Below are 24,961 nucleotides of genomic sequence, written 5' to 3' on the forward strand. Positions count from 1 at the left end.
AGACAGTGAACATGGTCTGGACAGAAATTTCATGCGAGGTGCCTGCCGCAATGGTCGACCTCCTTGCCGACTTCCTGGTGGAACTTTCCGGGAACGGCGTCAGTATAGAGAACCTCTCCCTCGATACGTTTTCCCTGGACACAATAGAAGATTCGCCGTTGAAGACAGTGAAGGCTTACTTTGCTGCCGACAATGCTCTGGAGGCGCACCTGGATGCTGTCGGGGCCTTTTTGTCGGCCAATGGTCCCGATTTTGCCGGTTTTGTGTTTAAAAATCCGGCGGTCAACGCAATTGATGCCGAAGATTGGGCAAACAACTGGAAAAGGTATTTCAAGCCGGTGCGGATCGGCTCCCGGCTGGTGATTAAACCCACCTGGGAGGAATATTCCGCAAGCCCCGGCGACCTGATCCTGAAGCTCGATCCTGGTATGGCATTCGGCACCGGTGGTCATCCGACGACAAAGATGTGCCTGGAGGCGCTGGAGCAAATCTTCCTGGCAGAGGGGGCGTTCAAGGGAGCGGCGCCTGCAGCTCCCGTCACTGTCCTCGATGTGGGTACCGGTTCAGGAGTTTTGAGTATTGGCGCGGCCAAGCTGGGGGCGGAGCGCATAATTGCCATTGATATTGATGCCGATGCGGTCGTCGTCGCCGGGGAAAATGTGGCGCTCAATGAGTGTTCCGATGTTGTTGAATTATCTACTACGCCCCTTCAGGAACTGACCGGTAACTTTGATCTGGTATTGGCCAACATTCTGGCTGAAGAACTGGTGCGCCTTGCTGCGGAACTGGCGGTCAAATTAGCGCCGGCAGGATTTCTCGTTCTTTCCGGCATTCTCAGCGAAAAGGAAAACTTTGTCCTCGATGGCTTTTCGCCCTATGGCCTGAAAGTGATCGAAATCCGTCGTGAAGGGGAATGGAGCTGCATTTCACTTTGCCTGGAGCCGCGTTAATGCGCAGGTTCATTGTTGATAAAAGGGATATTGACGACGCTGAAGCCGTCATTACCGGATATCTTTACAGGCACATGGCAAAAGTACTGCGTTTGAAGCAAGGGACAGCGGTAATGCTGGCCGATGGAGAGGGAGGGGAGTACGAAGGAGTCATTGAATCCATTGATGCAACCAGCCTGCGTGTAAGGGTTGTCAGGCGGGAAGCAGTGATGGTGGATGATGGCGGGCCTCGAATTACCATTTACCAGGGACTGCCCAAAGGGGATAAACTGGAATACATCCTGCAAAAGTGCACAGAGCTTGGTGCCGCAGGGATAGTCCCCTTTGCCGCCAGCCGTTCCATTGCCAGGATCAGCCCACAACGGAGTGCCGGGCGTGTCGACCGCTGGCAAAAGATAGCTGCCGAGGCAGCCAGGCAATCCCGGCGGACGACGGTGCCCCGGGTTTCCTTGGCTGATGATCTTTCGCAGGTATTGCAGCTTGCCCAACATTCTGTTAAGCTGCTGCTCTGGGAGGAAGAGAAGGCAAACCTTCTCCGGGAGACACTGTCGGGACTGCCCGCCCCGGATGATATCGGCGTACTCATCGGCCCAGAAGGAGGATTTTCCCCTGAGGAAGCTGCAGCAGCATCCTCTGCCGGATTCATCCCCATTTCCATGGGCAGGCGTATCGTCAGAACAGAGACCGCCAGCCTGGTAATCCTTTCAATCCTCCAGTACCATTGGGGCGATCTTGGCTGAATGAAGAAGACGTGAGATTGAGAATCCAGTCCCTTTTCGGGGCTTATTAGAGGAGTATAAAGTAATGAAGTGTCCCAAATGCGGCTACAACAGCTTCGAATTCCTGGATCAGTGCAAAAAGTGCAGTAATGATCTGGTTCTTTTCAAGGAAAGTAACGGCATTCGCTCAGTGCTCATGCCTGTGCTGGAAAGAGGGGACGGGGTGTCTGCAGCAGGGATTACTTCTTCTGGCTTGCAGCCGGACCAGGCTGTAGGACAGCATGACGATGAGACCTTCAGCTGGGATGAGCCGGTTGCTGAAATTACTCCGGCGCCTGCAGGGGACAAGGCAGGGTCGGCAGATTTTTTATTCGGTGAAACTGCCACAGGCAATGAGGCAAGCCTTGATGATCTGCTTGAAACGAGCGCTACACTGGAAAGAGCAACGGTTGCCGATGGGGCTGATCAGAACAAGGCTCCAGCCAATGGCCCTGCCGCCGGATTTGAAACCTCAGCCGGTGAATTCGAAATGGCAGACTTCTTCAGTGAGGACAAACAGGAGAAAAAGGCCGACACCATTCCCCAACAGGGTAAGCCGGCACAGGACGGGCTGGATGGCGATTTCGATTTTCTTTTCAGCAGTGACGAGAACGAGAAGAAATAGTTATCAGCGCTACCTCTACTGGATAATATCCAGCAGTTCTGCGGCAAATTCCTTCCTTTGCCAACATTTTATAAATGGTATTTCCGCCAACGCCTCCGGGCTGCTGGGAGCTGTATCAGCGAGAGCTTCCAGCAGGCTGTTGTTGGCGATGATGCCCACACCAAGTCCCAGCTCCACTGCTTTTGCTTCTCGCCACTCCTTCAGCCGTTTCAGGCGCGCTTCCTGGTCGCGATCCCTTATCATGCGCGCTGTTGAAGGAAAATGCGGCAGTCTGGCCACCGGGATTGCCGCTCCCTTTGCCACCACCTTGAGAATTTCCCTTCCGAATGTTTCGATCAGTTTTTGCGTCAGTCCCGGTATGCCATTCAGATCCGCCAGGGTCCGCGGCTGCAGTTCGGCCAGTTCCCGTAATGGCTCGTTGCCGAGGATGCGAAAAGGGGGGACGTCCTTTTTCCGTGCCTTTTCGTCCCGCATCCGCAGTAGTTCCTCCAGCACCGCCAAGGCGCGCGGTTTAAGCTTTGCCGCCCCCTTAAAGCGGATAAAGAGCGGTTCATGACCCCTTGAAGCCGCTCTAACGCAGGAAACCAGCTCTGACTCTTCCTCGACCCATTCCAAGCGCCCCTTGGCGCGCAACTCTTCTTCAAGTTGCAGATAAAGCCTGATGAGAAGTGCCGTGTCCATTTTCGCATATTCGATCATTTCCGCCGAAAAGGGGCGCTTGCTCCAGTCCGCCTTCTGATACTTCTTGTTCAGCTCCACGCCGAATCTCTTCTTCAATGCAGCAGCCAGACCGACCTCTTTCTCTCCCAGGAACTGGCAGGCGATCATGGTGTCGAACATGTTGCACACCTCCAATCCGAAGTCGCGATAAAGGGAACGCATGTCGTAGTCGGCGCCGTGAAAGACCTTGCGTATGCCACGGTCGGCGAGCACCGGGGCCAGTGGTGACAGATCAACCGGGGCTAATGGATCGATGAGAGCAGTCTGGGAAAGATTTGATACCTGGATCAGGCATACCTTTTCCGTGTAGTGATGGAGCGAATCTGCTTCCAGGTCGAAAGCCAGGATATTTTCTCTGCTGAGTTGTTCCACCAGCAGGTTCAAGTCCTTCTGGGTTTCGATAATGCCTTTTGCAGGAGAATTGGTGCTATCTGATTGCTTTTGCAAGAAAGTCCGCCGTTTCTGCATCTAAAAAATGCTGCTGAGTTTGAAAGTGTTGTTTTATCAGCCGATCTCCACCAGTGCCGCAATTGTTTTTTCCATTTCCGCCTGGGTGCCGATGGAAATACGCAGCCCGTGAGCCAGGTTCGGGTCGGAAAATGTCGCACCAGGATTTTCCTGTCGAAAAGTCCCTGGTAGACCCGTTCGCCGTTCCGATCAGGGGGAGTGGCAAAAACGTAATTGCCATGGGACGGGATAACGGTGTACCCCAGCTTGCCCAGCTGATCGCAGAACCACTGCCGGGTCTCCTGAATCTTGACCACCGTTTCGCGGAGATACTCCTGGTCGTGCAAGGCAGCCACCGCCGCAGCTTGGGCGAGCCGGTCCAGGTTGTAGTGATCCCTGATCTTGTCCAGGGCCGAGATTACCTCCGGCCTTGCCACCGCCAGCCCCAAGCGCATGCCGGCCAGGGAGTAACTCTTGGAAAAGGTGCGCGTTACGACCACATTATCATATTTGCGTACCAGTTCCAGGGAAGTAACTTCGGCAAAATCGGCATAAGTCTCATCGATGACCAGCGTTCCCGAAACACGTCCGGCCAGTTCTTCGATGTAGGTCTGACTGAAGGTGAAGCCTAACGGCGCATTGGGATTGGTAAGAAAAAAGATACGGCCATCGTATATCTTGGGAAAATCCTTCAGCTTCCAGTCCTCGGTCAGGCCGAAGGTCTTCACCCGGGCGCCTGAACCTCTGCCAGTGTTGCGTAGTAGGAATAGGACGGGTAGACAAAGGCGATCTCATCTCCATCGTCGGCAAAGGCTCGGATCAGGTTGTTGAGCACTTCGTCGGAACCGTTGGCCATGATGACCCATTCGGGTGGGAAGCCGTAAAGCTCCGCAGCCGCTTCACGTGCCGCACGGCTGGCAGCATCGGGGTAGCGCTTCAATCCTTCACCCACCTCGCAATGATTGCCTCAATCACCTTCGGCGATGGCGGGTAGGAATTCTCGTTGGTGTTGAGCTTGATGTAGGTTGCCGGGTCCTCGGGCTGGTAGCCGGGAACATAGCCGGCCATGCGGGCAATATTCTTACGCAGCTTGATCATGTGAACTCCAGTCTTCCTATTGATCAATATTCCTCAAGGATTTCATAAGTGGTGGTGCGCCGGGCCGGGATGAAGTCCGCGCCACGGATGAGGTCGATCATTTCCTCACGGGACATGCGGAAGCTGCAACCGGCTGCAGCAACGACATTTTCTTCCAGCATTGTGCCCCCCAGATCATTGGCGCCGAAATACAGTGCGATTTGGGCGATCTTTGCCCCCTGGGTGACCCAGCTGCCCTGAATGTTGGCGATGTTGTCGAGGACAATCCGTGACAGGGAAAGAACCTTCAGATACTCCACACCGGTTGCTGTCGTTCCACCCAGTTCCGTGTTTCCCGCTGGTAGGTCCAGGGAATGAAGGCGGTGAATGTGCCGCCGCTGGCCTGGAGCTCACGAACCCGGAACAGGTGTTCGACGATATCCTCGGCCTGCTCACAGCTGCCGAACATCATGGTTGCCGTGGTCGGCATTCCGAGCAGGGCCGCTTCCCTCATTACCGCTGCCCACTGTTGCCAGCCGATCTTTTTCGGCGAGATCTGCTGCCGAACACTGTCCACCAGGATCTCGGCTCCTCCCCCCGGGATGGAGTCAAGTCCTGCCCTGTGTAGCCGCTCCAGGGTCTGGCGGATGGTAAGCCCGGACAGGGAAGCGATGTGGGTTACTTCCGCCGGGGACAGGGAATGGTTCTGCACTTGGGGAAAGCGGCTCTTGATGCCGGCAAAGAGCTTTTCGAAGAATTCAATCCCCAGGTCCGGATGGAGCCCGCCCTGCATGAGCAGTTGCGTCCCCCCCTGTTGGACCAGTTCGGCAATCTTGGCAAAGATTGCCTCCTCTCCCAGCATGTAGGCATCGTCGGCGTCTTTAGTCCGATAAAAGGCGCAGAAGCGGCATTGGGACTCGCAGATGTTGGTGTAATTGACATTCCTGTCCACAACGAAAGTGACGCGGTTGTCGGGATGGAGGCGGCGGCGGATATGGTCGGCAAGCTTCCCAACTCCAGCAGCGTCCCGTCATTCAAGAGCCAGAGGGCTTCCTCTCTGCTGAGCTGCTCGTTTACCTCTATTTTAGTTGCGATCTTTTTCAACATATAACCAGTCCTGACAGCCTGTGTCCACTAAGTCTCATTCAATAGGTCCGCAGTTCGTTGTAAAGAGTATCGCGCTCAACCGGTTCACGGCCGGCTTTGCGGATGAGAGCGATGATGCCGTCGCGGCTCAAGGCCTGGGGTGATGCAGCTCCGGCGTCATGGCCGATCTTCTCTTCCACCACCGTGCCGTCCAAATCGTTGACACCGAAGGCGAGGGCTACCTGGGCGACCTTTTCTCCCAGCATTACCCAATAGGCCTTGATATTATCAAAGTTATCCAGGTAGATGCGGGCAATGGCCAAGGTTTTCAGGTCGTCTACCCCTGTTGTTCCGGTTCCCTTGGTGATGGTCAACGGCGAGTTTTCGGGCTGGAAGGCTAAAGGGATGAATACCTGGAACCCTCCGGTGCGGTCCTGCAGTTCACGCAGCCTCCGCATGTGGTCAACCCGGTCGGCGAAGCTCTCCAGATGTCCATAGAGCATGGTGGCATTGGACTTGAGACCGGCCCGGTGCACCTCCTCCATTATGGCAAGCCACCTTTCGCCCGAAATTTTTTCCGGGCAGAGCTGTTGCCGGATGCCTTCGCTGAATATCTCTGCTCCACCGCCCGGCAACGAGCCCAGTCCGGCCTCCTTGAGCTTGACCAGGGTCTCACTGATGGAGCAGTCGCAAAGCTTTGCCAGATAATCGATCTCCACAGCTGTGAATGCTTGATGTGCAGTGATGGAGAGACCTCCCGGACAGTACGCAGCATCTCCAGGTAAAAATCGAACGGTAGGTCGGGATGCAACCCTCCGACGATGTGGATTTCCGTTGCCCCCTGCTGCAGAGCTTCGGTCGCCCGATTCCTGATTTCATCCAGGTCGTACAGGTATGCCCCCGGTTGATCGGCGGCACGGACGAATGCGCAGAACTTGCAGCGGTTGACGCAGATGTTGGTGTGGTTGATGTGGCGATTGACATTGAAAAAGACTTTCCGACTGTTCTTGCGTTCATTGGCCATCGCTGCAAGTTCGCCAATGGTCAGCAGATCATGGTGCTGGAAGAGAAAGAGCGCTTCATCGTCGTCAATGCGCCGGTTGTCCCGCACCTTTTCGGCTATGGCAGCATGGTAATCATCGGTCATCCCTTTCCGGCCGCCCCAGCGGCAAAACAGGCTGTGTTCAATACCTGCCATGTCCAGCACCCTGCCGACGACAAAATCGACCATATCATTGACGGACCGGGGGTGGTGGTAGAAGGCGGGCATGGCCGGTATGATGGCGGCATCCATCCGGGCCAGCTTGAGCATGTTCTCCAAGTGGATCTCGTTGAGCGGCGTTTCACGGGGGACAAGTATCAGCGGCTTTTTCTCCTTGAGCATGACGTCGGCGCAACGTTCGATCAGGTTGCCTGAATTGCCGCCGGCGATGCGGGAAAGGCTTCCCATGCTGCATGGGGCGACGATCATGGTATTTGCGGCTGCAGAGCCGCTGGCAATGGGCGCGTAGAGATCATCTTCCGCGTGATACGCAAGCTTTGCCTGATCCACGTTGAAATGACTGCACATCCGGGCTCCGATTTCCGCCGGGCTGCCGTGCCAATCCAGGGAGCATTCTTCTTTCAGGACTGCAAAACCTGCCCTTGTTACCAGCAGCGTTAAGTGGGCGCCGCTTTTGAGAATCTCTTCTGCGGTTCTCAGGCCGTAAAGGGCGCCGGATGCGCCGGTTATGGCCAGGGTAAAGCGGCGGATTCTCATGCCGTACCCCTCACCAGGATATCGAACAGCGTAAAAAGGAAGATGACGACACTGATGTAGCCGTTCATGTTGAAAAATGCGGCATCCAGTTTGGTCAGATCCCCCTTGCGCAGCAGCCAGTGCTCATAGCCCGCCAGTATCACAGTTGTTATCAGACCAATAAGGAAGAAGATGCCCAACTGCATGGTCAGGTACAGACCGGCAAGAAGGCCGATCATCAGCAGATGCAGAAGGCGGGCCATCCAAAGTGAGCCGCTGACGCCAAGGCTGACGGGAATGGAGTGCAGGCCGCTTGTGCGGTCGAATTCCAGGTCCTGCAGTGCATATAGGATGTCAAATCCCGCCACCCAGACCAGCACTGCCAGAGCCAGCAGTACTGCCGGAAGACTGAAGTTGCCGGTGATGGCGATCCATGCCCCAAGGGGGGCGGCGGCCAGACAGAGTCCTAAGATCACATGGGCCAGGGCCGTAAAACGCTTGCAATAGGAATAGAGTACAAGAAAGAAAAGGGCAATTGGCGACAGGTAGAAGCACAAAGGATTGAGCATCCGGGCAGCCCAGAGCATGAGCGCCACCGAAAGGCAGATGAAGAGAGCAACCATCCCCTTGCTGAGTAGCCCTGCCGGAATGGCACGCCCCTTGGTGCGGGGGTTTCTGCCGTCGATATCGGCATCGATAAGCCGGTTCAGGCTCATGGCGGCAGTGCGGGCGCCAACCATGGCCATGAGAATCCAGAAGGTCTGGTAGATGGAGGGAAGTCCTCCCGCAGCAAGTATCGCCCCGGTGAAAGCAAAGGGGAGGGCAAAGATGGTGTGGGAGAATTTTATCATCTCCAGAAAGATGGTGACTTTTCTCCAGATGCTACCCTGCTGCAGTTTTATCTCCATTGATTCATTCCCAGCCATAGTGCCGCCATTTTTTTCAACGAGTCTGACAATGTCGGTAATCTCCGCGATCTCCAGCATGGGGTTGTTTCCACCGCTATCCGGTGCAGTTCGCCAGTTTCTTCCAGTTTGTCAGGAAGTGCTGCAGACAGCGGGAGGCCATGGGCACTTCACAAGTGGAGATTGAAGGACAAGTGGTAATTTTTAGCACTTCACCATGAATATGACAATGTTTTTCTTGGTTTTTGCGGCAGAAACAGCTGATCCCTCGAAGGAAATATTCAACGTTTAATGTGGGCAGGGGAGGTCTTTAGCAGAGGAGCATGTGCAGAATATTAAAAGGACGTTACATGGCCAGTCCAGCCACGTCGATAGTGTCGGTAGTGATGGCAAGACCTTGTACCGTAGTGACGCCGATGACGTTGCTGAAGCTGGGGTCGTACCCGCCACGGAAGGATATGTTGATGCTGCGGTTGCCGGCCAGGGCTTCAGGGAAGTAGACAGCCTGGGCAAGAATGGTGTCACCATTGTTTGCCATGGCGTAGGCCTCCGCAAAGGTTGTGTAACAAGCAGAGCCGATCCTGGCCTGGCAGGGATTGATGGTCCAGGCATAGGTGGCGGGTGTTGTATCGGTATTGCCTGCACCATCGGCAGCACGGACGCTGAAAGAGTGACTGCCGACAGCAAGACCGTCATAACTGACGCCGCTGGAACAGGAAGCATAGCTGCCGGCATCGAGCTGGCACTGGAAGCTGGCAGTGGCATCCTGTGAGGAGAATTCGAAGACTGCAGCATTGGCAGTCGTCGGGTTCTGCGGCCCTGCCAATAAGATCGTATCGGGAGGAATGGTGTCGACGGTCCAGGTATGACTGCCGATTGTGCTGCCGTAACTATTGGTGCCCCGGACGTTGAAAGTATGTTGACCGTCAGCCAGCGCAGCTGTGACATAAGGGGATGAACAGGCTGCATAGATCTCCGTATCCAGCTTGCACTCCAATGACGCTGAACTGTCACTGGCAGTGAAGGAAAAGGTTGCATTCTGACTGCTGGTAATTGCCTGCGGAGTATCGGTAAAGGTAACCACGGGCGGTCCAAGGGAGAGCGCCGCTGTCATGACCGCCCCCGCTGCGGAAATCCCTGTGAGAGAAAAGTTGGTGGCGGCGCCATCGTAGTAATTTGAATTGGGGGTGCTCGTCGGGGTCCATGAAGCATTGTTGGTGGAATAAAAAAGGGTTTTGGCGTTACCACGACAGGTTGAACCCACAGCCAGCATGTTGCAGGGGGTGGTGCTGGCTTGTACCGGCACGACTCCCTGATGGCCGGGATTCGGGAGATTGGCGGAATAGCTGTTGATGTCGTTGCTTCCTTTAGTTCCGGCAGTATTGTCGATGTGGGTGATAAGCAGGCCGCCTGTCCAGGCGCTGGAAAGACTATATCTAAGCCCCAGGTCCCAGCTGGTAGGCAGACGGTTTTCAACCAGATAATATTCAGTCGTACTGGTGGTCGGAATGGCCAGTTTATAGACCGAGGATTTCGAAACCAGGGGATATTCAAGGCCGATCAGACCGCTGCCAGTCGGTATGACTGGCGTGGACCAGCCGAGATATTCACGGGACCAGGCATCAAGGGTGGTGGGTGTGGTGCCTTGAAATTCACCGATGTTTGCCCCCCAGCTTCCCCCGGCCATGACGGAAAAATTGCCCAGGCCTTGGTTGTTGCCGGAGATGTCGTATAAATCAGGCAGGCCGCACATCTGGTGGCCCAATTCGTGGGAAATGACCCCCATGGTCATCCGGGTGCTGGAATTGTAATATTCACCGTTGAGCGCCCAGCGTTGAACATTTTTTGAACCGGCGGTGAGCCCTGTACCTGATGTCCACCAGGCATGGGCCCACATTGAGGGAGTCAAGGTGGTGGCAGAGGTTTCATAACCGGCGGCGATGAAGTAGATGACTAGTTCGGAGGTGTCCAGTTTGCCGTCCCCGTTGGTGTCGAAGCCATTGAAATTCACAAATGGGGCGGCCTGTTGCAGGGCGCTGTTGCCCCAGGTCTGGTCGGAGTAGAAGTCGGAAGTGCCACCGGTATTCGGATGATTGGTTGTAAGTGTTACCGAGACGACACCGGTCGGACTGCCTGACTGGCTATGTGGGGCAGGGGTGACAGTAAGGGTGTCGAAGGAGTTTTCCCTGTAATACTTTGCAACTGACTTGGCTGCCGTGTCGAAAACGTCCGTTGCCCAGCCTGCTGCAGTAGTGGTAATCGGCCGGTCGGCAAAACCCACGAGGACAATCAGCAGCTTTCGAGTTCCGGCGACAGGAGTTGGCGCCCAGTCGCCGGATGCGGGTGGTGCTGCTTCTGATCGGGTGGTGGAAGACGGGGAACTGCTGGCTGAAATGCGTTGCTGGTAGGAATCCACAAGCATTTGCTGGATTTGCGTCTCGTGTTCTTTATTTCGTGGCGGTCTCAATCGCTTGGGTATGTTAATTGGTGCATTCGCTCCATTGGGAAGGACCCTGATGCCGGTGCTTTTCAGAGAGCCGTCAGCAGCCTGTTCAGCATAAACCCAGTAACCGTCGGCACCATTCCGGATGATGGTGTGACCTGTCTCCTCCGACTCAATCCAGTTCTGAAACTCGTCACCCCGTATGGAGACCTTTATGGCCGCTCCATCCGGCTGAACTGTATCGACTGGGTCTGGAGCTGCAGGAGCTGCATGGAGGGGGGAGCAGACAGCGAAAATGAGCACCGCTATTAATATACACCGCATGAAATTCCCTTTTAAATATGGCTAGCTGACGGGCCAGGACAGGCTTTTGACGTAAATACAGGATTGGTTGACTCAATTGCAGCCGCAAGACTCTTTTCCAGTCTGCATTTAATCAGAGCCTCTGCTTGTCCGGGTCGATAAAGGCTTACCGAACAAAGCAAGATCTGTACCGCACATATTGAAGGTTTCGCAGCAAATTGTGTTGCAGAAGCCATGGGGAGAGAGGTGCAAGGTTGATACGGTGGGGCGCTGCCGGCTGTTTTTCAGTTGACAAAACGCTCCTGACACGATAAAAAGACAGACTTGTCGGGATGTAGCGCAGCCTGGTAGCGCACCTGCTTCGGGAGCAGGGGGCCGCTGGTTCGAATCCAGTCATCCCGACCATCTCTTTACTCAATCCGCTGAAGTTAGCAGAGTTAAACCTCCTTTTGATGCCTCAAGTCCAGGCACATTCAGGAGGTTTTTCGTTATCAGGGCACTTTTAATTCAGTTCCGCTGGGTTAGAACCAAACAGTCTGGCAGGGTCCCATCATTGATGCACTCTGTTATACTGGTTAAAAGCAAATGAGCCTGAGGTATAAATGAAGCTGCTGAAGACTTACGGTTTCTCCCTGCTTCTGATCCTGTCAATCAGCGCCGGGCTTTTGCTCGGCTCCTTCCATCCCGGCGCAGCCCGTGCCATCCGCTTTGGGAGACTTGTTCCTCAATCTGCTCTTCATGATCATCGTGCCGCTGGTATTCTTTACCGTTTCCTCCAGCATTGCCGTTAGTGCCGACAGCAGAAGGCTAACCAGAACTTCATCGGCCATGGTCATAGTCTTTCTGGCGACAAGCCTTGTTGCAGCCGTCGGTGCGCTGCTGTTCATGCTAGTTGTCCAGCCTTCGCCTGGTGCCGGCGTGGTCCTCAAGGGACAGCCGGTGCAGGAGGTCCCTTCCCTGCTGGCCCAGCTGGTCAAGGCCTTTACCGCCAGCGATTTTCCCGAGTTGATCTCACGCAGGTCGATGCTGCCGTTGATTGTCTTTTCAATCGGCGTCGGATTGGCGACACGCTCCAGTAAAGAGGCAGGTGCTTCATTCGGCCGCTTCCTGGCCGGCGGTGCACAGGTCTTCATCCGTATGGTGGACTACGTCATGTATGCGGCACCCATAGGACTACTGGCCTGGTTTGCAGCCACCGTAGTCGATACCGGCGAGGCCCTTGCCGCGGCATATTTCAACGTCTTTATCGTCTACTATACCTTCTCAGCCTTTTATTTTGTGGCCGGCTTTTCACTCTACGCCTTCCTGGCCGGAGGCGTTGTTGCCGTACGCCGCTTCTGGGCCCACATGCTCGAACCTTCCTTACCGCCCTCGCACCTGTTCCAGCATGGCCACCATGCCGGTGAATCTGGAGGCGGCGCCGAAAATGGGGGTGCCACAAGGTATCAGTGACGTGGTGATCCCGGTGGGGGCTGCCCTGCACAAGGATGGATCGGTGATCGGTGGCGTGCTCAAGATACTTTTTGCCATGAGTCTCTTCCACCAGGAGCTTACCTTCAGCCGTCTGATTGTAGTGGTGGGTGTCGCCATTCTTGTCGGGGTGGTGATGGGCGCCATTCCCAGCGGCGGCATGATCGGCGAAATGCTGATACTGTCGGTGTTCGGTTTCCCACCGGAAACCCTGCCGCTTCTTGCAGCCATCAGCGTCATTATCGATCCCCTTGCCACGCTCCTCAATGCCACCGGTGACAACGTGGCTGCCATGCTGGTGACGCGGTTGACTGACGGAGTCGCCTGGAAAGAAAAGGAGGGGGTGCAGCCATGGGCAAGAAAAGCTTAGCTCTTTTTCTCCTTTTTAGCCTGTTCATGTTGACCGGCTGCCGGCATCAGCGACCATGGCAGTCTTCTCAAGACTGTCTGCTCAGGCTCCCCATGGAGAGCCGGCAGGCAGTAGTGGTGACAAATGATGGGTTATCGTCTTCCGGGGCGGCAATTCATCTCTTTGAACGGGAGAATGGAACTTGGCGGCCCGTTGATGGGCCGATTGCGGCAGTGGTCGGAAGAAACGGGCTGGCCCAACCGGGTGAGAAGCTGGAAGGGGATGGCAGAACGCCAACGGGCACATTTCTTCTGGAGAGGGGTTTCGGCTACGAGCCTCTGCAGACTAAAATGCCCTATATCGTCCTCACCCCGGATATGATCTGGATTGATGATCCCAGCTCTCCGCTCTATAACACTCTGACCATGAAAGAAGAGGGGCTGGGGCTATCCCACGAGATCATGAGACGGACCGATGACCTCTACAAGTACGGCATTGTCATCGAATACAACACCAAGGCGACATTGCCGGGCGCCGGAAGTGCCATCTTTTTCCATATCTGGCGCAATGGTGAGACCCCCACCTCGGGATGTGTGGCGGCGGCGGAGATCGATATCCTCCGCATACTGCACTGGCTTGACCCAATGCAGCATCCGATGGCAGTTATCGGCGATGTCTGTCCCTAGGAGTCTGTCGGACTTAGAATGAATCGGCTGCGAAAATGGCAAATCGGTCCGGATCTCCGTAAATTTTCGACAAGTAGGTCCACTATTCGCTCTCAAATTTCCAGATATCCGTCCTCGATTTTCCATTCTCTCGCTTCGATCCCTAAGTCCGACAGACTCCTAGTTTCCCAATCGGTTAATGCGGCTTGCCAGGAACCAAAATCCCTCAGAATTCTTGCGGTGAACAAACCGCACGTGACACTAACCTCCAACCATATTCTTCCATTGGCCACAGTACTTTCCACCCGAATCACCAGTGACCGTTCAAGCTGTTATACTTAACGTGTTACCTCGATAACGTTCTATGTGGAGGTCCATATGAAGATAGGTATCGTCGGATGCGGTTTTGTCGGAGCTACGGCAGCCTACGCCATGGTCATGCGCGGGGTCGGTCGTAAACTGGTCCTGGTGGATGTGAACCGTGCCCGTGCCAGAGCCGAGGCAGCGGACATTTCCCATGCTGTTCCCTTTGCCCACGCACTGGAGGTGGTTGCCGGGGAATATGAGGATCTGGAGGGGGCTTCAGTGGTGCTGGTTGCCGCCGGGGTGGGGCAAAAGCCCGGGGAAACGCGGTTGCAGCTCCTGGAACGGAATGCGGCCATTTTCAAGGAGGTAATTCCCCAAGTGCTGCGCCATGCCGGCGATGCCGTGCTGCTGGTGGCGTCCAACCCGGTGGATGTGTTGACCCATCTTGCTGCCTACATAGCCGGAGAGTTGGGAATACCCTCCTCCCGTGTAGTCGGTTCGGGCACCACCCTTGATACGGCCCGTTTCCGCAGTCTGCTCAGCTCATCCCTCGGTATCGATCCACGGCATGTGCACGCTTATGTCCTTGGCGAGCACGGGGATTCGGAGGTTCTGGGCTGGTCGACGGTTACGGTCGGAGGCATGCCACTCGATGCCTTTGCCCATCGCAAGGGGGCTTCCTTCCCGCCGGGGCTGATTGCGTCAATCGATCACCAGGTCAGGCACGCTGCCTACGAGATCATTAGCGGAAAACAGGCCACCTACTACGGCATAGGCAGTGCCCTGGCCAACATCGTCGAGGTCATGGTCTACGACCGCCGTTCGATCCTCACCGTCTGTACACCTTTGCCGGAAATGGAGGGTGTAGAGAATGTTACCATCGCCCTGCCACATCTGGTGGGAGGGCGGGGGGTGCTGGAGACCTTTCCCCCGGCCCTGGACCACATGGAGCGGGAGGCATTGCGCAACAGTGCGCGAATCGTGCGCAATGCCATCGAGAGTATTAATGTGTGACATGTGGAGTAGAATCTCCAGACCCATGAAAAAAGCCCCATGCATCCCATGGGGCTCTTTTCGTGCTGTTACAGTCCGTCATAATGTCATGCACGCCCCAGCGGTTCTTCGCCGGTTTCCATGGTCGCTGACATCTGCTCCTTCTTTTCCCGGAACATATCCCTGCCGGTGTTATAAAAGCTCTTCATTTTATCCTGTGCCTGGCTGCCATATCCTTTCATTTTGCTTACGGTGTCGTTACTGAGGTCGGTGATCCGGCCCCTCACTTCTTTGCCGGTTTTTGGGGCGTAAAGTAGCGCCAGCCCTGTGCCTACCGCTGCCCCCGCCAAAAAAGACAACATTGCACCTGTGCCTGAACACTTTTCTGCCATGAGTTACCCCCTTTCTCATTATTTGCACGTTTTCATCTCTGTTCAATTATAGCATGCGGTTGTTCCATGTGAATGGAGAGTGGCAAAATACGTGGCATAAGCCCTGTCTAACCGGTATATGCATCAGGAGTAAAAGGCCTTGCCTAATTTCTTATATTCTTGTATTTATTTATTATTTGGGAAAATTAAAGATGCGTCTGATTTTTTTGGGGCTCTCCGGCGGGCAGAAAAAGTACAGGTGTTTTTTGTATAACAGCTTCCTGACAAAATCATTAATCTTGTCTTTGGTAATGGTAATAACCTTCGGATTGGCCGCACGGGGCATAAATCTGCCGATCATGCCCGGCCTTTCCGCTTCAACCGAGCGAGTCAAGCCACGCCCGCGGGCCATCATCAAAAGTCCGACCAAAACCTGCCAGGGTACCCTTAAAAAAAGCGGCATTCCTTCCCTGTTGGCCTTCAGTAAGCCGAACCAGCTGCACCTCACTGTAATCAGCCCCGTCTTTCTGGAGCACGCTGTTCACCGCCTCTGCTGCAGCTTCCCCAACCGTACAGACCGCGCTCCCCCCACATTGACCTGAATAGCTACAGCTTGCCGTCCTTGTTTGCCGGATTTGGTTCCCTTTTACCACAACAGAGCGAGGTGCGTCCCTTGCCCTGCGTGAACCAGTCGAGGAGCTGTTATGACCAGACTCTCTGTCGTCATTCCTGTATATAATGCTGAAAAGACTATTGAATCCCTCTGTAATACCCTTTTTGATCTGTACCGCAACAGCTTCGAACTTGAAGTAGTTCTTGTCAACGACAACAGCCGGGACAGCACCCATATCATCTGTCAGCGCCTCCACGAGGCAAACCCGGAGACCGTAACATATATCAGACTGGCACGGAATTTCGGCGAGCACAGTGCCGTTATGGCCGGTCTCAACAATGCTACCGGCGATTATGCCGTCATCATGGATGATGATTTTCAGAATCCCCCGGAGGAAATCAGCCGCATGGTGGCTGAGATTGAAAAGGGATACGATGTTGTCTATACCCACTATCCAGTAAAGAGGGACAGCATTTTCCGCAACCTGGGCAGTGCCTTTAATGACAAGATGGCTAACGTCATCCTGCAGAAGCCTGCCGACCTCTACCTGTCCAGCTTCAAGATCATGAACCGTTTCTTGATCAATGAAGTGATAATATATACGGGCCCCGACCCATACATAGATGCCATCATATTCCGTTCGACCTCCAATATAGGCAGGGTGGAGGTGCGCCATGACAAAAGAAGGCATGGCCGGTCCAATTATACTATCGGCAAGCTGATCTCGCTTTGGGGAAACATGGTGGTCAGCTACTCGCTTATCCCCCTCCGGATATTGGGTTTGGCGGGCTTTATCATGACCCTCATCGGAGTTTTTGTGGGTGGGACCTCCCTGCTGGATGCCATTCTTCCCTATCGTCAGGACCCGACCGAATATGAGACTCTTATTGCCCTTACTACCTTTTTCCGAGGCTTTCAGCTGTTAGCCGTAAGTGTCGTCGGTGAATATGTGGGCCGTATTTACCTTGCCCTCAACTGCGATCCGCAATTCGTTATCCGCGAGAAATTTTCCGCTCAGAAAAAGCTGCAGATTGCCGCTGTACACACGGGATTAAACCATGGCTACGATAAGAAAACAGGCAAGTAGGTTCGATCCGGATTCGGAGATAGCCGCTGTAAGGTCTGATGTCCTGGGCTTCGGCGGAGATGTCGCTGCAGAAATCCATTATTCGCGGACTACCAGCAAGGCTATCCATTCCGACGATTACATTGAGGACTGGATAGCCCGGCGACTGGCTTCTCCTCGACTGCAGGTAAAACCGATTCCTTTGGCGGCGATGGCTCACTGGCTCATCGAATCGGGTACAGGCAATATCATTCATGACTCCGGCATGTTTTTCACCATTACCGGGGTCAAGGCCAGACACCGAAGTCTTGGCGGCGATATGGAATGGGACCAGCCGATAATAGACCAGCCGGAAATCGGCATCCTCGGCATCCTCGTCAAGAGCATCAACGGGGTTTTGCATTTCTGCCTTCAGGCAAAGGAGGAACCGGGCAACATCAATTCGGTTCAGCTGTCACCAACGGTTCAGGCAACCTACAGCAATTATACTAAAGCTCACGGCGGGGCAGTTCCGCCGCTGGTCGGTTACTTCCTGAATCCGCAACGGCAACGGGTGCTTTTTGCCAAACTGCAGACAGAAGATGGGGGCCGCTTTCTCTTTAAATCCAACCGAAACATGATTGTTCGGGTAGGGGAAGGTGAATTGGAGGAACTGCCCGATCATTTTATCTGGCTCACACTTCGCCAGATAGCATTGCTGCTCAGGCGCGACAATCTGGTCCACGCCTGCACCCGCAGCATTATTTCCTCGCTGGTGCTCTCAAGAGCCAGCCAGACCTCCTGTGCAGAAGGAGTAATGTCGCTTGCCGAGGCAATCCAGTGGCTGGACGATGAAAAGGCGGCAAATCATATTACTGTGAAGCGCCAAGGACTGAAGACGCTTAAGGAATGGTTACTGGACGAGGATTGCTGCTTTTCACACCGGGAGAAACGCTTCTTCAGGGTTATAGGCATTGATGTTAAATCGGTTGGCCGGGAAGTTTCGGCCTGGAGCCAGCCCATACTCGACAATCCTGAAATGGGCATAATCGGCCTTCTTACCCAGGTACGCCGGGGGGAGCGGCATTTCCTAATGCAGGCCAAGGCTGAAGTGGGCAATAGAAGCATGGTCCAGCTTGGACCGACTGTGCAGTTCACCCCCAGCAACTATGCCGGCAATGAAAAGCTACCGAAACCATTCCTCTTCGACGATTTTTCCGCCGGCAGTCGCTTTCCGTTTTCATGGCAAAACTATCAGGCCGAGGAGGGCGCCCGTTTTTACCGTGAGGCGCATCTGCACCGTATTGCGGAGCTCCCGGAGGGGGACGAACTGCCACTCCCGCAAGGCTTCTGCTGGATGTCCGAGACCCAGCTCCGTTTTTTCCTCCATTTGGGAGAAACCGTCAATTCGTGTGCGCGCAGCATCATTTCGTGCCTTCTTTAAGGAAAAAGAGATGAAGAAGGGAACCTGTTTCAATTTCAAAAAGGAGTTCGGGTTGATTTTTCCCGGGGAAACGGTGGCCACATGACCGGCTGCAGCGAAAAGTTGTCCATCGGTATCCTTGGCTGTTCGGATATAGCCCGGCGCAAGTTCATTCCCGCCCTGGGAAAGACGAAGTCGGCCGTTCTGCAGGCGATTGCCAGCAGCGACCCGGTAAAGTCGGCAGTTGCCCACCCGGACCTGCCGGTTGAACCGGTCAGTTATGAAGCGCTTCTGGCTGATCCGGGGATACGGCTCTTGTATATTTCGCTGCCCAATCACCTTCACGAAGAGTTTGCTCTCCGCGCCTGCAGGGTGGCAAACATGTCATCTGTGAAAAGCCCCTCGGCCTTTCGACAGCTTCAGTCAAGCGAATGCTTGCCTGTGCCGAGGAGAGAGGGCTTCTGCTCTTCGAAAATCTCATGTACCTTCATCATCCCCAGCATGCTGCAGTGAAGAAGGTAATAGAAAGGGGAGAAATCGGCCGCATCAGGAGCCTGCGCAGCGTCTTCTGTTTTCCCTGTCCCGGCGACGGTAATTTCAGGCTCGATCCGGCCCGGGGGGGAGGAGCATTTCACGACCTGGCACGTTATGCGGTCAGCACCGCCCGGCATTTTCTCCGGGGCCGGTGTCACTCTTTCAGGGGCTATGCTCTTGACCGCAACGGCCTCAATGTGGCCATCCATGGCACAGCCCTGACCACGGCCCAGGAAGTTTTTACATACTCCCTGCCTTCGGCCAGTCATACGAAAGCAGCTATGAGATTGTCGGTGAGCAGGGGAAGATCAGGGTGGATCGTGCCTATACGACGCCTTCCGAAATGGCAAACCACATCCAGGTCATCAGCGGTGGCAGGGATGCTTCATTCACCATACCACCCGCCGATCACTTCCAGCTCATGATCCAGGCTGTCTGCAGCATGGTCCTCAGTGGTAGGGGTTTTAAGGAGATGCATACACGGAATCTGCAACTGGCGGACATGGCAGAGCAGATGGAAAAAGGATGTCACCATGAAGAACTCCGACACTGATATTATTCAGGTTCGCTATTGGGACTACAGGGATAATTATCTGCAACATCGTGAAAAGATACTGGAGGTGGTAGACAGGGTTTTTTCCTCGGGGCGCCTCATCCTGGGGAGCATGGTGTCCGAATTTGAGGAGGAATTCTCCGCCTTCTGCGGCGCTCAATTCGGCATTGGTGTCAATTCGGGGACCGATGCGCTGTTCCTTGCGTTGAAAGCCTTGAATATAGGGGCAGGGGCAGAGGTTATAACCGTTTCCAACACCGCAGTGCCGACCGTAGCCGCCATCAGGCAGCCGGCGCCACCCCTGTTTTTGTCGATGTCGAAGATGATACCTTTCTCATGGATGTGACACGGCTGGAGCAGGCTGTAACCCCTGCCACCCGATGCATACTTCCCGTCCATCTTTACGGTCAGGCGGTGGATATGGCGCCGCTTCTGCAACTGGCGGCAAACAGGAATATTCATGTGGTTGAAGACTGCGCCCAGGCAGCTGGCGCCTTGTACCAGGGGAAACGGGTCGGGAGCTTCGGGGACATCGGTACCTTTTCCTTCTATCCGACCAAGGTCCTTGGGGCTTACGGCGATGCGGGGATGACTGTCACCAACAGGCCGGAGCTGAAAGAACGCCTGAGAAGACTGCGTTTTTACGGCATGGAAGGTGGATATTACTCCGAAGAAGAGGGTTACAACTCAAGGCTGGATGAGGTTCAGGCTGCCATCCTCAGGCTGCAACTGCCAGAGCTGGATGAAGAAGTCAGGGGCCGGGCAAAGCTGGCCGCAATATACGATGAAGGGCTGCGCGGTGTGGGGGACGTGGCACTGCCGGTTGTCCGCGACGGCAGAACGCACCAGTGGTATCTGTACACCATCAGGACCGGCCTACGCGATGCCCTCATGGAGCATCTGGCAGCAGCGGGGATTGAAACCCGCATCAATTATCCCACACCCATTCATCTCATGCGCGGCTACCGGTTTCTCGGTTACGGGGAAGGGAGCCTTCCGGTAACGGAAAGGCTGGCAGGAGAAATCCTGTCGCTGCCCATGTACCCTCAGTTGCCCGAGAGTCATGGGGAGCGGGTAATCGAGGCTATCCGTGGATTTTTTCAGGGGCATTAGCATTATTCGATATGCGGTTCAACTGCCAGAGGCCGTGGGAAATATATGAACGAGCGGGAATATGAGCGGATGTTCAGGGTGGAAGACAGTCACTGGTGGTATGCCGGACTGCATGAGCTGATCCTGGAAACGGTTACAGCTGAAAAGCATGAAGAGCCCCTTGCCATTCTTGACGCCGGCTGCGGTACGGGACGTCTTTGCCAGCTTCTGCAATCGGTAGGGACTGTGGCAGGCTGCGATGCGTCGCCGCAAGCTTTGGCTTTCAGCCGCTCCCGTGGAGTGAGCGGCCTGTTTCATGCCGACCTTAACAAGGTTGATCTGGGTGAAAAACGGTACGATGTAATTACCTCCATCGATGTCCTCTACCACCAAGCGGTTACTGACGAAGAAAATATCATTTCCCGGTTTTACCGGGCACTGAAACCCGGTGGCCTTCTCATCCTCAACCTGGTTGCCTTCGAGTTCCTCCGCAGCACCCATGATATCGCCGTTCATACCCGCAAGCGATATACTCTCGGTGGACTGTTACCATCCCTCAAGGGACAGGGATACAGCATCGAAAAAGCCACCTACCGTCTCGGGTTCCTCTTTTTTCCCATCGCTTTCTACCGATTGGCAAAGAAATTACTTCCCCATTCGTCGCAACGTGAGCAGGTTGATTCAGATGTTTACCTGCCGCCATCGGTGATCAATTCCTTGCTTCTGCAGCTTGTTCGTGCAGAAAATAGTTTTCTGCACCATTGCAGTCTCCCCTTTGGCACTTCAGTATATGTAGCGGCACGCCGACCGTTAATATGAAGCGGGCAGCTGCAGATGATTCTTCGGCAGAATACATATTTTAGGTTATACTTTATCCATAGGGGCATCAATAACGGCAGTATGAGGCGGCCCGAAAGCAGCAAAAGGCCGAAAGGAGGACCGTATGCTATGGACAATCGTAGTGGTCCTGCTGATTCTATGGTTGCTGGGACTCGTTACCAGCTATACCCTGGGAGGGTTGGTCCATCTTCTGCTGGTCATAGCCATCATCATGGTCATTGTTAATCTTATCTCAGGGCGGCGGCCATTGTAGGGGCAGTAGCCGCTCACGGAGAGTCGTCAGGGCCTGGCATCAAGCCAGGCCCGAGTCTGATGAAAAAGCCCCATCTGCGGCGTTGCCCTTACCAGTCGTCGCTACGGCGTACCGTTAAGTACGCCTCACTCCTCAGGTTTCGGGCGCCTTGCACCTGGGGCTTTTTGATCAGCCTTACATATTGTGACGTTGTCAGCAATCTGAGGGTCTGGCATCAAGCCAGGCCCTTTTTTATCCTGCCAAGTCGTGCCACCTTCCCGATCCTGCACCTCACACTGAAAAGTATCCCAGGTGTATTTGCCATCACATGCAACTATTTCCGATTATATTAACCTGTGGGCATATTGCCCTTCCATGTGAAGGAATAAAAGCGCCTTGTGAGGTAATGATGAGTTCAAAGCAGATTCGTCTGATAAAAATATTAGTGCTGTTACTGGTCTTCACCGCCGTTGCCTTTGGGGCGTCGACCTGGAAGGATCGACGCGACGAGGAAAAAAACCGCATCAGCTACACAGCCTTTGTCGACAAGGTAAATGCCGGCGAAATCTCGAAGGTGAGGAGCGAAGGGGACGCAATTACCGCCCATGGCCGGTCTGGGGCCAGGTTCATCCTCCATAGACCCATGGATGCCGAGCTGTCGAAGCTGCTTTTGACCCGGCACATCGATTTTGCCGCAACACCCCCGGCAGCGCCTTCCCATTGGGTGGAGCTGTGCCTGCTTCTGGTGGTGCTGGTACCGATATTCCTGATCATGAAGAAGCTGGCTCTTTTCGGGAGAAGCAAGGCGAAGCTTTCCGACCGATCCAGCACCGATACCTGTTTTACAGACGTGGCCGGAGCCGATGAGGCGAAAAGCGACCTGCTGGAGACGGTGGAATTCCTGCGAGATCCGGAGAAATTCTCCCGGCTGGGTGGTAAAATGCCGACCGGCATCCTGCTTGTCGGTCCCCCGGGGACAGGGAAAACCCTCCTTGCACGCGCTGTTGCCGGAGAAGCAGGAGTACCTTTTTTTTCCATGTCAGGATCGGAGTTTGTCGAGATGTACGTGGGAGTGGGGTCGTCCAGGGTCCGGGACCTGTTTGCCCAGGGGCATAAAGCGGCGCCCTGCATAATCTTCATTGACGAACTTGATGCCGTCGGCCGCAAGCGTGACGCCGGTGGTAACGGGGCCAATGACGAGCGGGATCAGACACTCAACCAGCTGTTGGTGGAGATGGATGGCTTCTGCGTCAACAAGGGTGTTGTCGTCATTGCTGCCACCAACCGGCCGGAGGTGCTGGATCCGGCACTGTTGAGACCGGGACGCTTCGACCGGCAGGTGACAGTGGGGACTCCCGATATCAAGGGCCGCGAAGACATCCTCCAGGTGCATACCAGGGATGTACCCCTGGATGAGGGTGTGGATCTGCGTCTTGTTGCTCGGGGTACGCCCGGCTTCTCCGGCGCCGATCTGGCCAATCTGATCAATGAAGCTGCGATAATTGCCGCAAAGGGAGGCAAACTGGCCGTGGAGATGGCCGACCTGGACATGGCACGGGACAAGGTGCTGATGGGAGCGGAGCGAAAATCAATGGTCCTTTCAGACCAGGTGAAGCTGAGCACAGCCTGGCATGAGGCCGGCCATGTCATGGTGGCCAAGCTGGTGCCTGGCTGCGACCCGGTGCACAAGGTATCGATCATTCCTCGGGGGCGAGCTCTGGGTGTAACGGTGCAGATTCCGGAAGAAGACATTTACAGCTATACGAAGGAGATGCTGCTGGCACACATCAAGGTGCTGATGGGGGGAAGGGCTGCCGAGGATCTTGTCTTCAAAACCACTACTACCGGTGCCGGCAATGACCTGGCCCGGGCAACGGATGTGGCACGGAAGATGGTCTGCGAATGGGGTATGTCCGAAGCGTTCGGTCCTGTGGCCTTCGGCAGTCATGAAAGCACAAAGACCGGAGATGGTGCGGCAGTCAAGGGTTTCAGCGATGCCACGGCAGTGGAGATCGACGCTGAGATCAGATCCATAGTAACCACGTCCTACGATCAGGTGCGTCGGCTGCTTCAGGCCAATATGGAGACGATGGAGCTCTGACACGCGAGCTTGTTGCCAGGGAGACCTTGGGAAGCGCCGACATAGACACCATATTCAGCCGGCAATAACAAGCCTCCAATAGAGTAGGGAATTGGCCTGAAAACGGCACCCATCAATTCATCGAAATCACTGCAGATTTCCAACACCTTTGCAACATTTTTTGTTGAAATTGCCGGTCTGGTGATGTACAAAGATCTGGTTTTCATTAGAAATGGGTCGCTACCTTTGTCCTTTTTGCTCTTCCTTCTCAGGCAGGGGACACGACCTGAAGGAAGTCCTGCAGTATGAATAGAGCCTTGTTCAAGGCAACCAATCATGATCTGGAGCGGTTGTCGGCTGAGGAACTCCGGATTTATCTGGAGATAGTGGATTTGATGGTTGCTGACGGCATGACGCAAGTGGAAGCGGAAGATCAGGCGTATCTTAGCTTCTTCACCAAATAAAACTGACGGAGAATTACCGCGCATGCGAAAGATACTTCTCGTCAGCGATTCACCCAGCTTCCGGGAAAGGAACAAGGCTCTGCTGGAGAAAGCACGTTTCCGGCTCTTTACGGCGGCTTCTGCCTTGGAAGCACTTCAGCTGCAGCGGGAAATCGGCGCTGATCTGATCATTGCCATGTTGGACTTGCCGGACATGGGGGGAGACATGCTCTGTTCCATGATCCGCCAGGACAATGATACCTGCCTGGTTCCAATGATGCTGGTCTGCTACCATTCTCCCGAGGCAATGGCCCGCGCAGAACGGTGCGGAGCCAATGCATGGATCATCAAACCGGTACACCCTCATCTGCTCCTCAGGGAAGTGTGCAATCTTTTGACTACCCAGAAACCCCGAGAGCATCGGGTAAAGCTGAAAACCCACGTTAACGGCATTTATGAGAGCATGAAGTTTTCCGGTATCTCGCACAATATCAGTGTTTCGGGGGTCCTCTGTGAGACGGCCCTGGAACTTGCCCCCGATGATCTGATAAAAAACATGTCCATCAAGTCAATGCCGGTGAAGTAATAACAGATGGCAAGGTGGTGAGAAAGGTGGCGTTGTCCGACGGCAGGTTCAATTACGGTGTCCAGTTTTTGAATCCTTCCAATGCCTGTCGCCAGCAGATCGGAAAATTTGTTGCAGCCAGCCTTGTAGCGCATGCTCCATTGTCTAAAGGACGTGGTTGACAAGATTATCTCCTTCTCGAAATCCTCCGCCGTCCAAAAGTGCCCTGCTGTTCCTCTGAGTACCCCTGCTCCCTTCCGGATGCCCCTAAAAAGAATCTGCCCAACTATACAACCTCACCTGCCTTGATTTTCCGATATCTGGAATCTAGGAGT

19 protein-coding genes, 1 tRNA gene and 7 pseudogenes are annotated in these 24,961 nt (G+C 54.6%); 19 read left to right on the forward strand and 8 right to left on the reverse strand.

Features of this window, described 5'->3' with window-relative positions; translation table 11 throughout:
• Positions 1-5 precede the first annotated feature (5 nt).
• The 3 genes from prmA to JCM15764_RS10310 all read left to right on the forward strand — a co-directional run bounded on the left by prmA (position 6) and on the right by JCM15764_RS10310 (position 2,333).
• A complete protein-coding gene (gene prmA, locus JCM15764_RS10300) occupies positions 6-950 on the forward strand; it encodes a 50S ribosomal protein L11 methyltransferase (RefSeq protein WP_054695332.1) in 945 nt (314 codons plus the stop codon).
• The gene (locus JCM15764_RS10305) at positions 950-1,690 is read left to right on the forward strand and encodes a 16S rRNA (uracil(1498)-N(3))-methyltransferase (RefSeq protein WP_054695335.1); all 741 of its coding nucleotides are present in this window, start codon (positions 950-952) and stop codon (positions 1,688-1,690) included. The genes prmA and JCM15764_RS10305 overlap by 1 nt, the downstream gene beginning before the upstream one ends.
• A 64-nt stretch (positions 1,691-1,754) precedes the next feature.
• A complete protein-coding gene (locus tag JCM15764_RS10310; protein ID WP_054695338.1) occupies positions 1,755-2,333 on the forward strand; it encodes a hypothetical protein in 579 nt (192 codons plus the stop codon).
• A 15-nt stretch (positions 2,334-2,348) separates the two neighbouring features.
• Here the strand turns inward: JCM15764_RS10310 and JCM15764_RS10315 are convergent, their stop codons facing one another.
• From JCM15764_RS10315 to JCM15764_RS10345, 7 genes and pseudogenes are all read right to left on the reverse strand, one after another.
• The gene (locus JCM15764_RS10315; protein ID WP_054695375.1) at positions 2,349-3,500 is read right to left on the reverse strand and encodes a ribonuclease D; all 1,152 of its coding nucleotides are present in this window, start codon (positions 3,498-3,500) and stop codon (positions 2,349-2,351) included.
• 57 nt (positions 3,501-3,557) lie between these two features.
• A pseudogene (gene hisC, locus JCM15764_RS10320) lies at positions 3,558-4,598 on the reverse strand (histidinol-phosphate transaminase).
• Between the two features lie 23 nt (positions 4,599-4,621).
• Positions 4,622-5,684, reverse strand: a pseudogene (mqnC, locus tag JCM15764_RS10325) (cyclic dehypoxanthinyl futalosine synthase).
• A gap of 38 nt (positions 5,685-5,722) precedes the next feature.
• Positions 5,723-6,810: pseudogene (gene mqnE, locus JCM15764_RS28195) on the reverse strand (aminofutalosine synthase MqnE).
• A gap of 69 nt (positions 6,811-6,879) precedes the next feature.
• A pseudogene (locus JCM15764_RS28200) lies at positions 6,880-7,422 on the reverse strand (UbiX family flavin prenyltransferase); the annotation flags it as partial.
• Positions 7,419-8,309 (reverse strand): 4-hydroxybenzoate octaprenyltransferase, encoded by an 891-nt coding sequence (locus tag JCM15764_RS10340; RefSeq protein ID WP_054695378.1) that lies wholly within the window; start codon positions 8,307-8,309, stop codon positions 7,419-7,421. The pseudogene JCM15764_RS28200 and the gene JCM15764_RS10340, both read right to left, overlap by 4 nt.
• A gap of 343 nt (positions 8,310-8,652) precedes the next feature.
• Positions 8,653-11,073 (reverse strand): M6 family metalloprotease domain-containing protein, encoded by a 2,421-nt coding sequence (locus JCM15764_RS10345; protein WP_243688726.1) that lies wholly within the window; start codon positions 11,071-11,073, stop codon positions 8,653-8,655.
• 307 nt (positions 11,074-11,380) lie between these two features.
• Here JCM15764_RS10345 and JCM15764_RS10350 point away from each other — a divergent pair.
• From JCM15764_RS10350 to JCM15764_RS10365, 5 genes are all read left to right on the forward strand, one after another.
• Positions 11,381-11,457 (forward strand) — tRNA-Pro (locus JCM15764_RS10350).
• 291 nt (positions 11,458-11,748) lie between these two features.
• A complete protein-coding gene (locus JCM15764_RS26475; RefSeq protein ID WP_279384365.1) occupies positions 11,749-12,504 on the forward strand; it encodes a dicarboxylate/amino acid:cation symporter in 756 nt (251 codons plus the stop codon).
• The gene (locus tag JCM15764_RS26480; RefSeq protein WP_279384366.1) at positions 12,479-12,892 is read left to right on the forward strand and encodes a cation:dicarboxylate symporter family transporter; all 414 of its coding nucleotides are present in this window, start codon (positions 12,479-12,481) and stop codon (positions 12,890-12,892) included. The genes JCM15764_RS26475 and JCM15764_RS26480 overlap by 26 nt, the downstream gene beginning before the upstream one ends.
• Positions 12,874-13,557 (forward strand): L,D-transpeptidase family protein, encoded by a 684-nt coding sequence (locus JCM15764_RS10360; protein ID WP_054695344.1) that lies wholly within the window; start codon positions 12,874-12,876, stop codon positions 13,555-13,557. Before JCM15764_RS26480 ends, JCM15764_RS10360 begins: the two co-directional genes overlap by 19 nt.
• A gap of 357 nt (positions 13,558-13,914) precedes the next feature.
• The gene (locus tag JCM15764_RS10365; RefSeq protein ID WP_054695347.1) at positions 13,915-14,856 is read left to right on the forward strand and encodes an L-lactate dehydrogenase; all 942 of its coding nucleotides are present in this window, start codon (positions 13,915-13,917) and stop codon (positions 14,854-14,856) included.
• A gap of 86 nt (positions 14,857-14,942) precedes the next feature.
• Here the strand turns inward: JCM15764_RS10365 and JCM15764_RS10370 are convergent, their stop codons facing one another.
• On the reverse strand, positions 14,943-15,227 hold the full coding sequence (locus JCM15764_RS10370; RefSeq protein ID WP_054695350.1) for a YtxH domain-containing protein: 285 nt from the start codon (positions 15,225-15,227) through the stop codon (positions 14,943-14,945).
• A 290-nt stretch (positions 15,228-15,517) separates the two neighbouring features.
• Between JCM15764_RS10370 and JCM15764_RS22875 the strand changes: the two genes are divergently transcribed.
• From JCM15764_RS22875 to JCM15764_RS10410, 11 genes and pseudogenes are all read left to right on the forward strand, one after another.
• A complete protein-coding gene (locus tag JCM15764_RS22875) occupies positions 15,518-15,808 on the forward strand; it encodes a hypothetical protein (protein ID WP_243688727.1) in 291 nt (96 codons plus the stop codon).
• 102 nt (positions 15,809-15,910) lie between these two features.
• On the forward strand, positions 15,911-16,906 hold the full coding sequence (locus JCM15764_RS10380) for a glycosyltransferase family 2 protein (RefSeq protein ID WP_054695357.1): 996 nt from the start codon (positions 15,911-15,913) through the stop codon (positions 16,904-16,906).
• Positions 16,878-18,308, forward strand: a complete 1,431-nt coding sequence (locus tag JCM15764_RS10385) for an NDP-hexose 2,3-dehydratase family protein (RefSeq protein WP_054695360.1) — start codon at positions 16,878-16,880, stop codon at positions 18,306-18,308. The genes JCM15764_RS10380 and JCM15764_RS10385 overlap by 29 nt, the downstream gene beginning before the upstream one ends.
• An 81-nt stretch (positions 18,309-18,389) precedes the next feature.
• Positions 18,390-18,700: pseudogene (locus JCM15764_RS22880) on the forward strand (Gfo/Idh/MocA family protein); the annotation flags it as partial.
• Positions 18,701-18,796: 96 nt separating this feature from the next.
• On the forward strand, positions 18,797-19,246 hold the full coding sequence (locus tag JCM15764_RS22885) for a Gfo/Idh/MocA family protein (RefSeq protein WP_243688735.1): 450 nt from the start codon (positions 18,797-18,799) through the stop codon (positions 19,244-19,246).
• Positions 19,247-19,354: 108 nt separating this feature from the next.
• A pseudogene (locus JCM15764_RS10395) lies at positions 19,355-20,487 on the forward strand (DegT/DnrJ/EryC1/StrS family aminotransferase).
• Between the two features lie 45 nt (positions 20,488-20,532).
• Positions 20,533-21,285: a class I SAM-dependent methyltransferase gene (locus tag JCM15764_RS10400; protein ID WP_054695362.1), complete on the forward strand. Its 753-nt coding sequence runs from the start codon at positions 20,533-20,535 to the stop codon at positions 21,283-21,285.
• Between the two features lie 124 nt (positions 21,286-21,409).
• Positions 21,410-21,559, forward strand: a complete 150-nt coding sequence (locus JCM15764_RS22890) for a lmo0937 family membrane protein (RefSeq protein ID WP_243688728.1) — start codon at positions 21,410-21,412, stop codon at positions 21,557-21,559.
• A 388-nt stretch (positions 21,560-21,947) separates the two neighbouring features.
• Positions 21,948-23,707, forward strand: a pseudogene (gene ftsH, locus JCM15764_RS10405) (ATP-dependent zinc metalloprotease FtsH).
• A gap of 216 nt (positions 23,708-23,923) precedes the next feature.
• Positions 23,924-24,082, forward strand: coding sequence for a hypothetical protein (locus JCM15764_RS22895; RefSeq protein ID WP_012645532.1), 159 nt, complete (start codon positions 23,924-23,926; stop codon positions 24,080-24,082).
• A gap of 22 nt (positions 24,083-24,104) precedes the next feature.
• Positions 24,105-24,647 carry a response regulator gene (locus tag JCM15764_RS10410; protein ID WP_054695365.1) on the forward strand — a complete coding sequence of 181 codons (543 nt, stop codon included), beginning with the start codon at positions 24,105-24,107 and terminating at the stop codon, positions 24,645-24,647.
• Positions 24,648-24,961 lie beyond the last annotated feature (314 nt).

This window comes from Geotalea toluenoxydans JCM 15764, from assembly GCF_001311985.1.
In the GTDB taxonomy this organism is placed as follows: domain Bacteria; phylum Desulfobacterota; class Desulfuromonadia; order Geobacterales; family Geobacteraceae; genus Geotalea; species Geotalea toluenoxydans.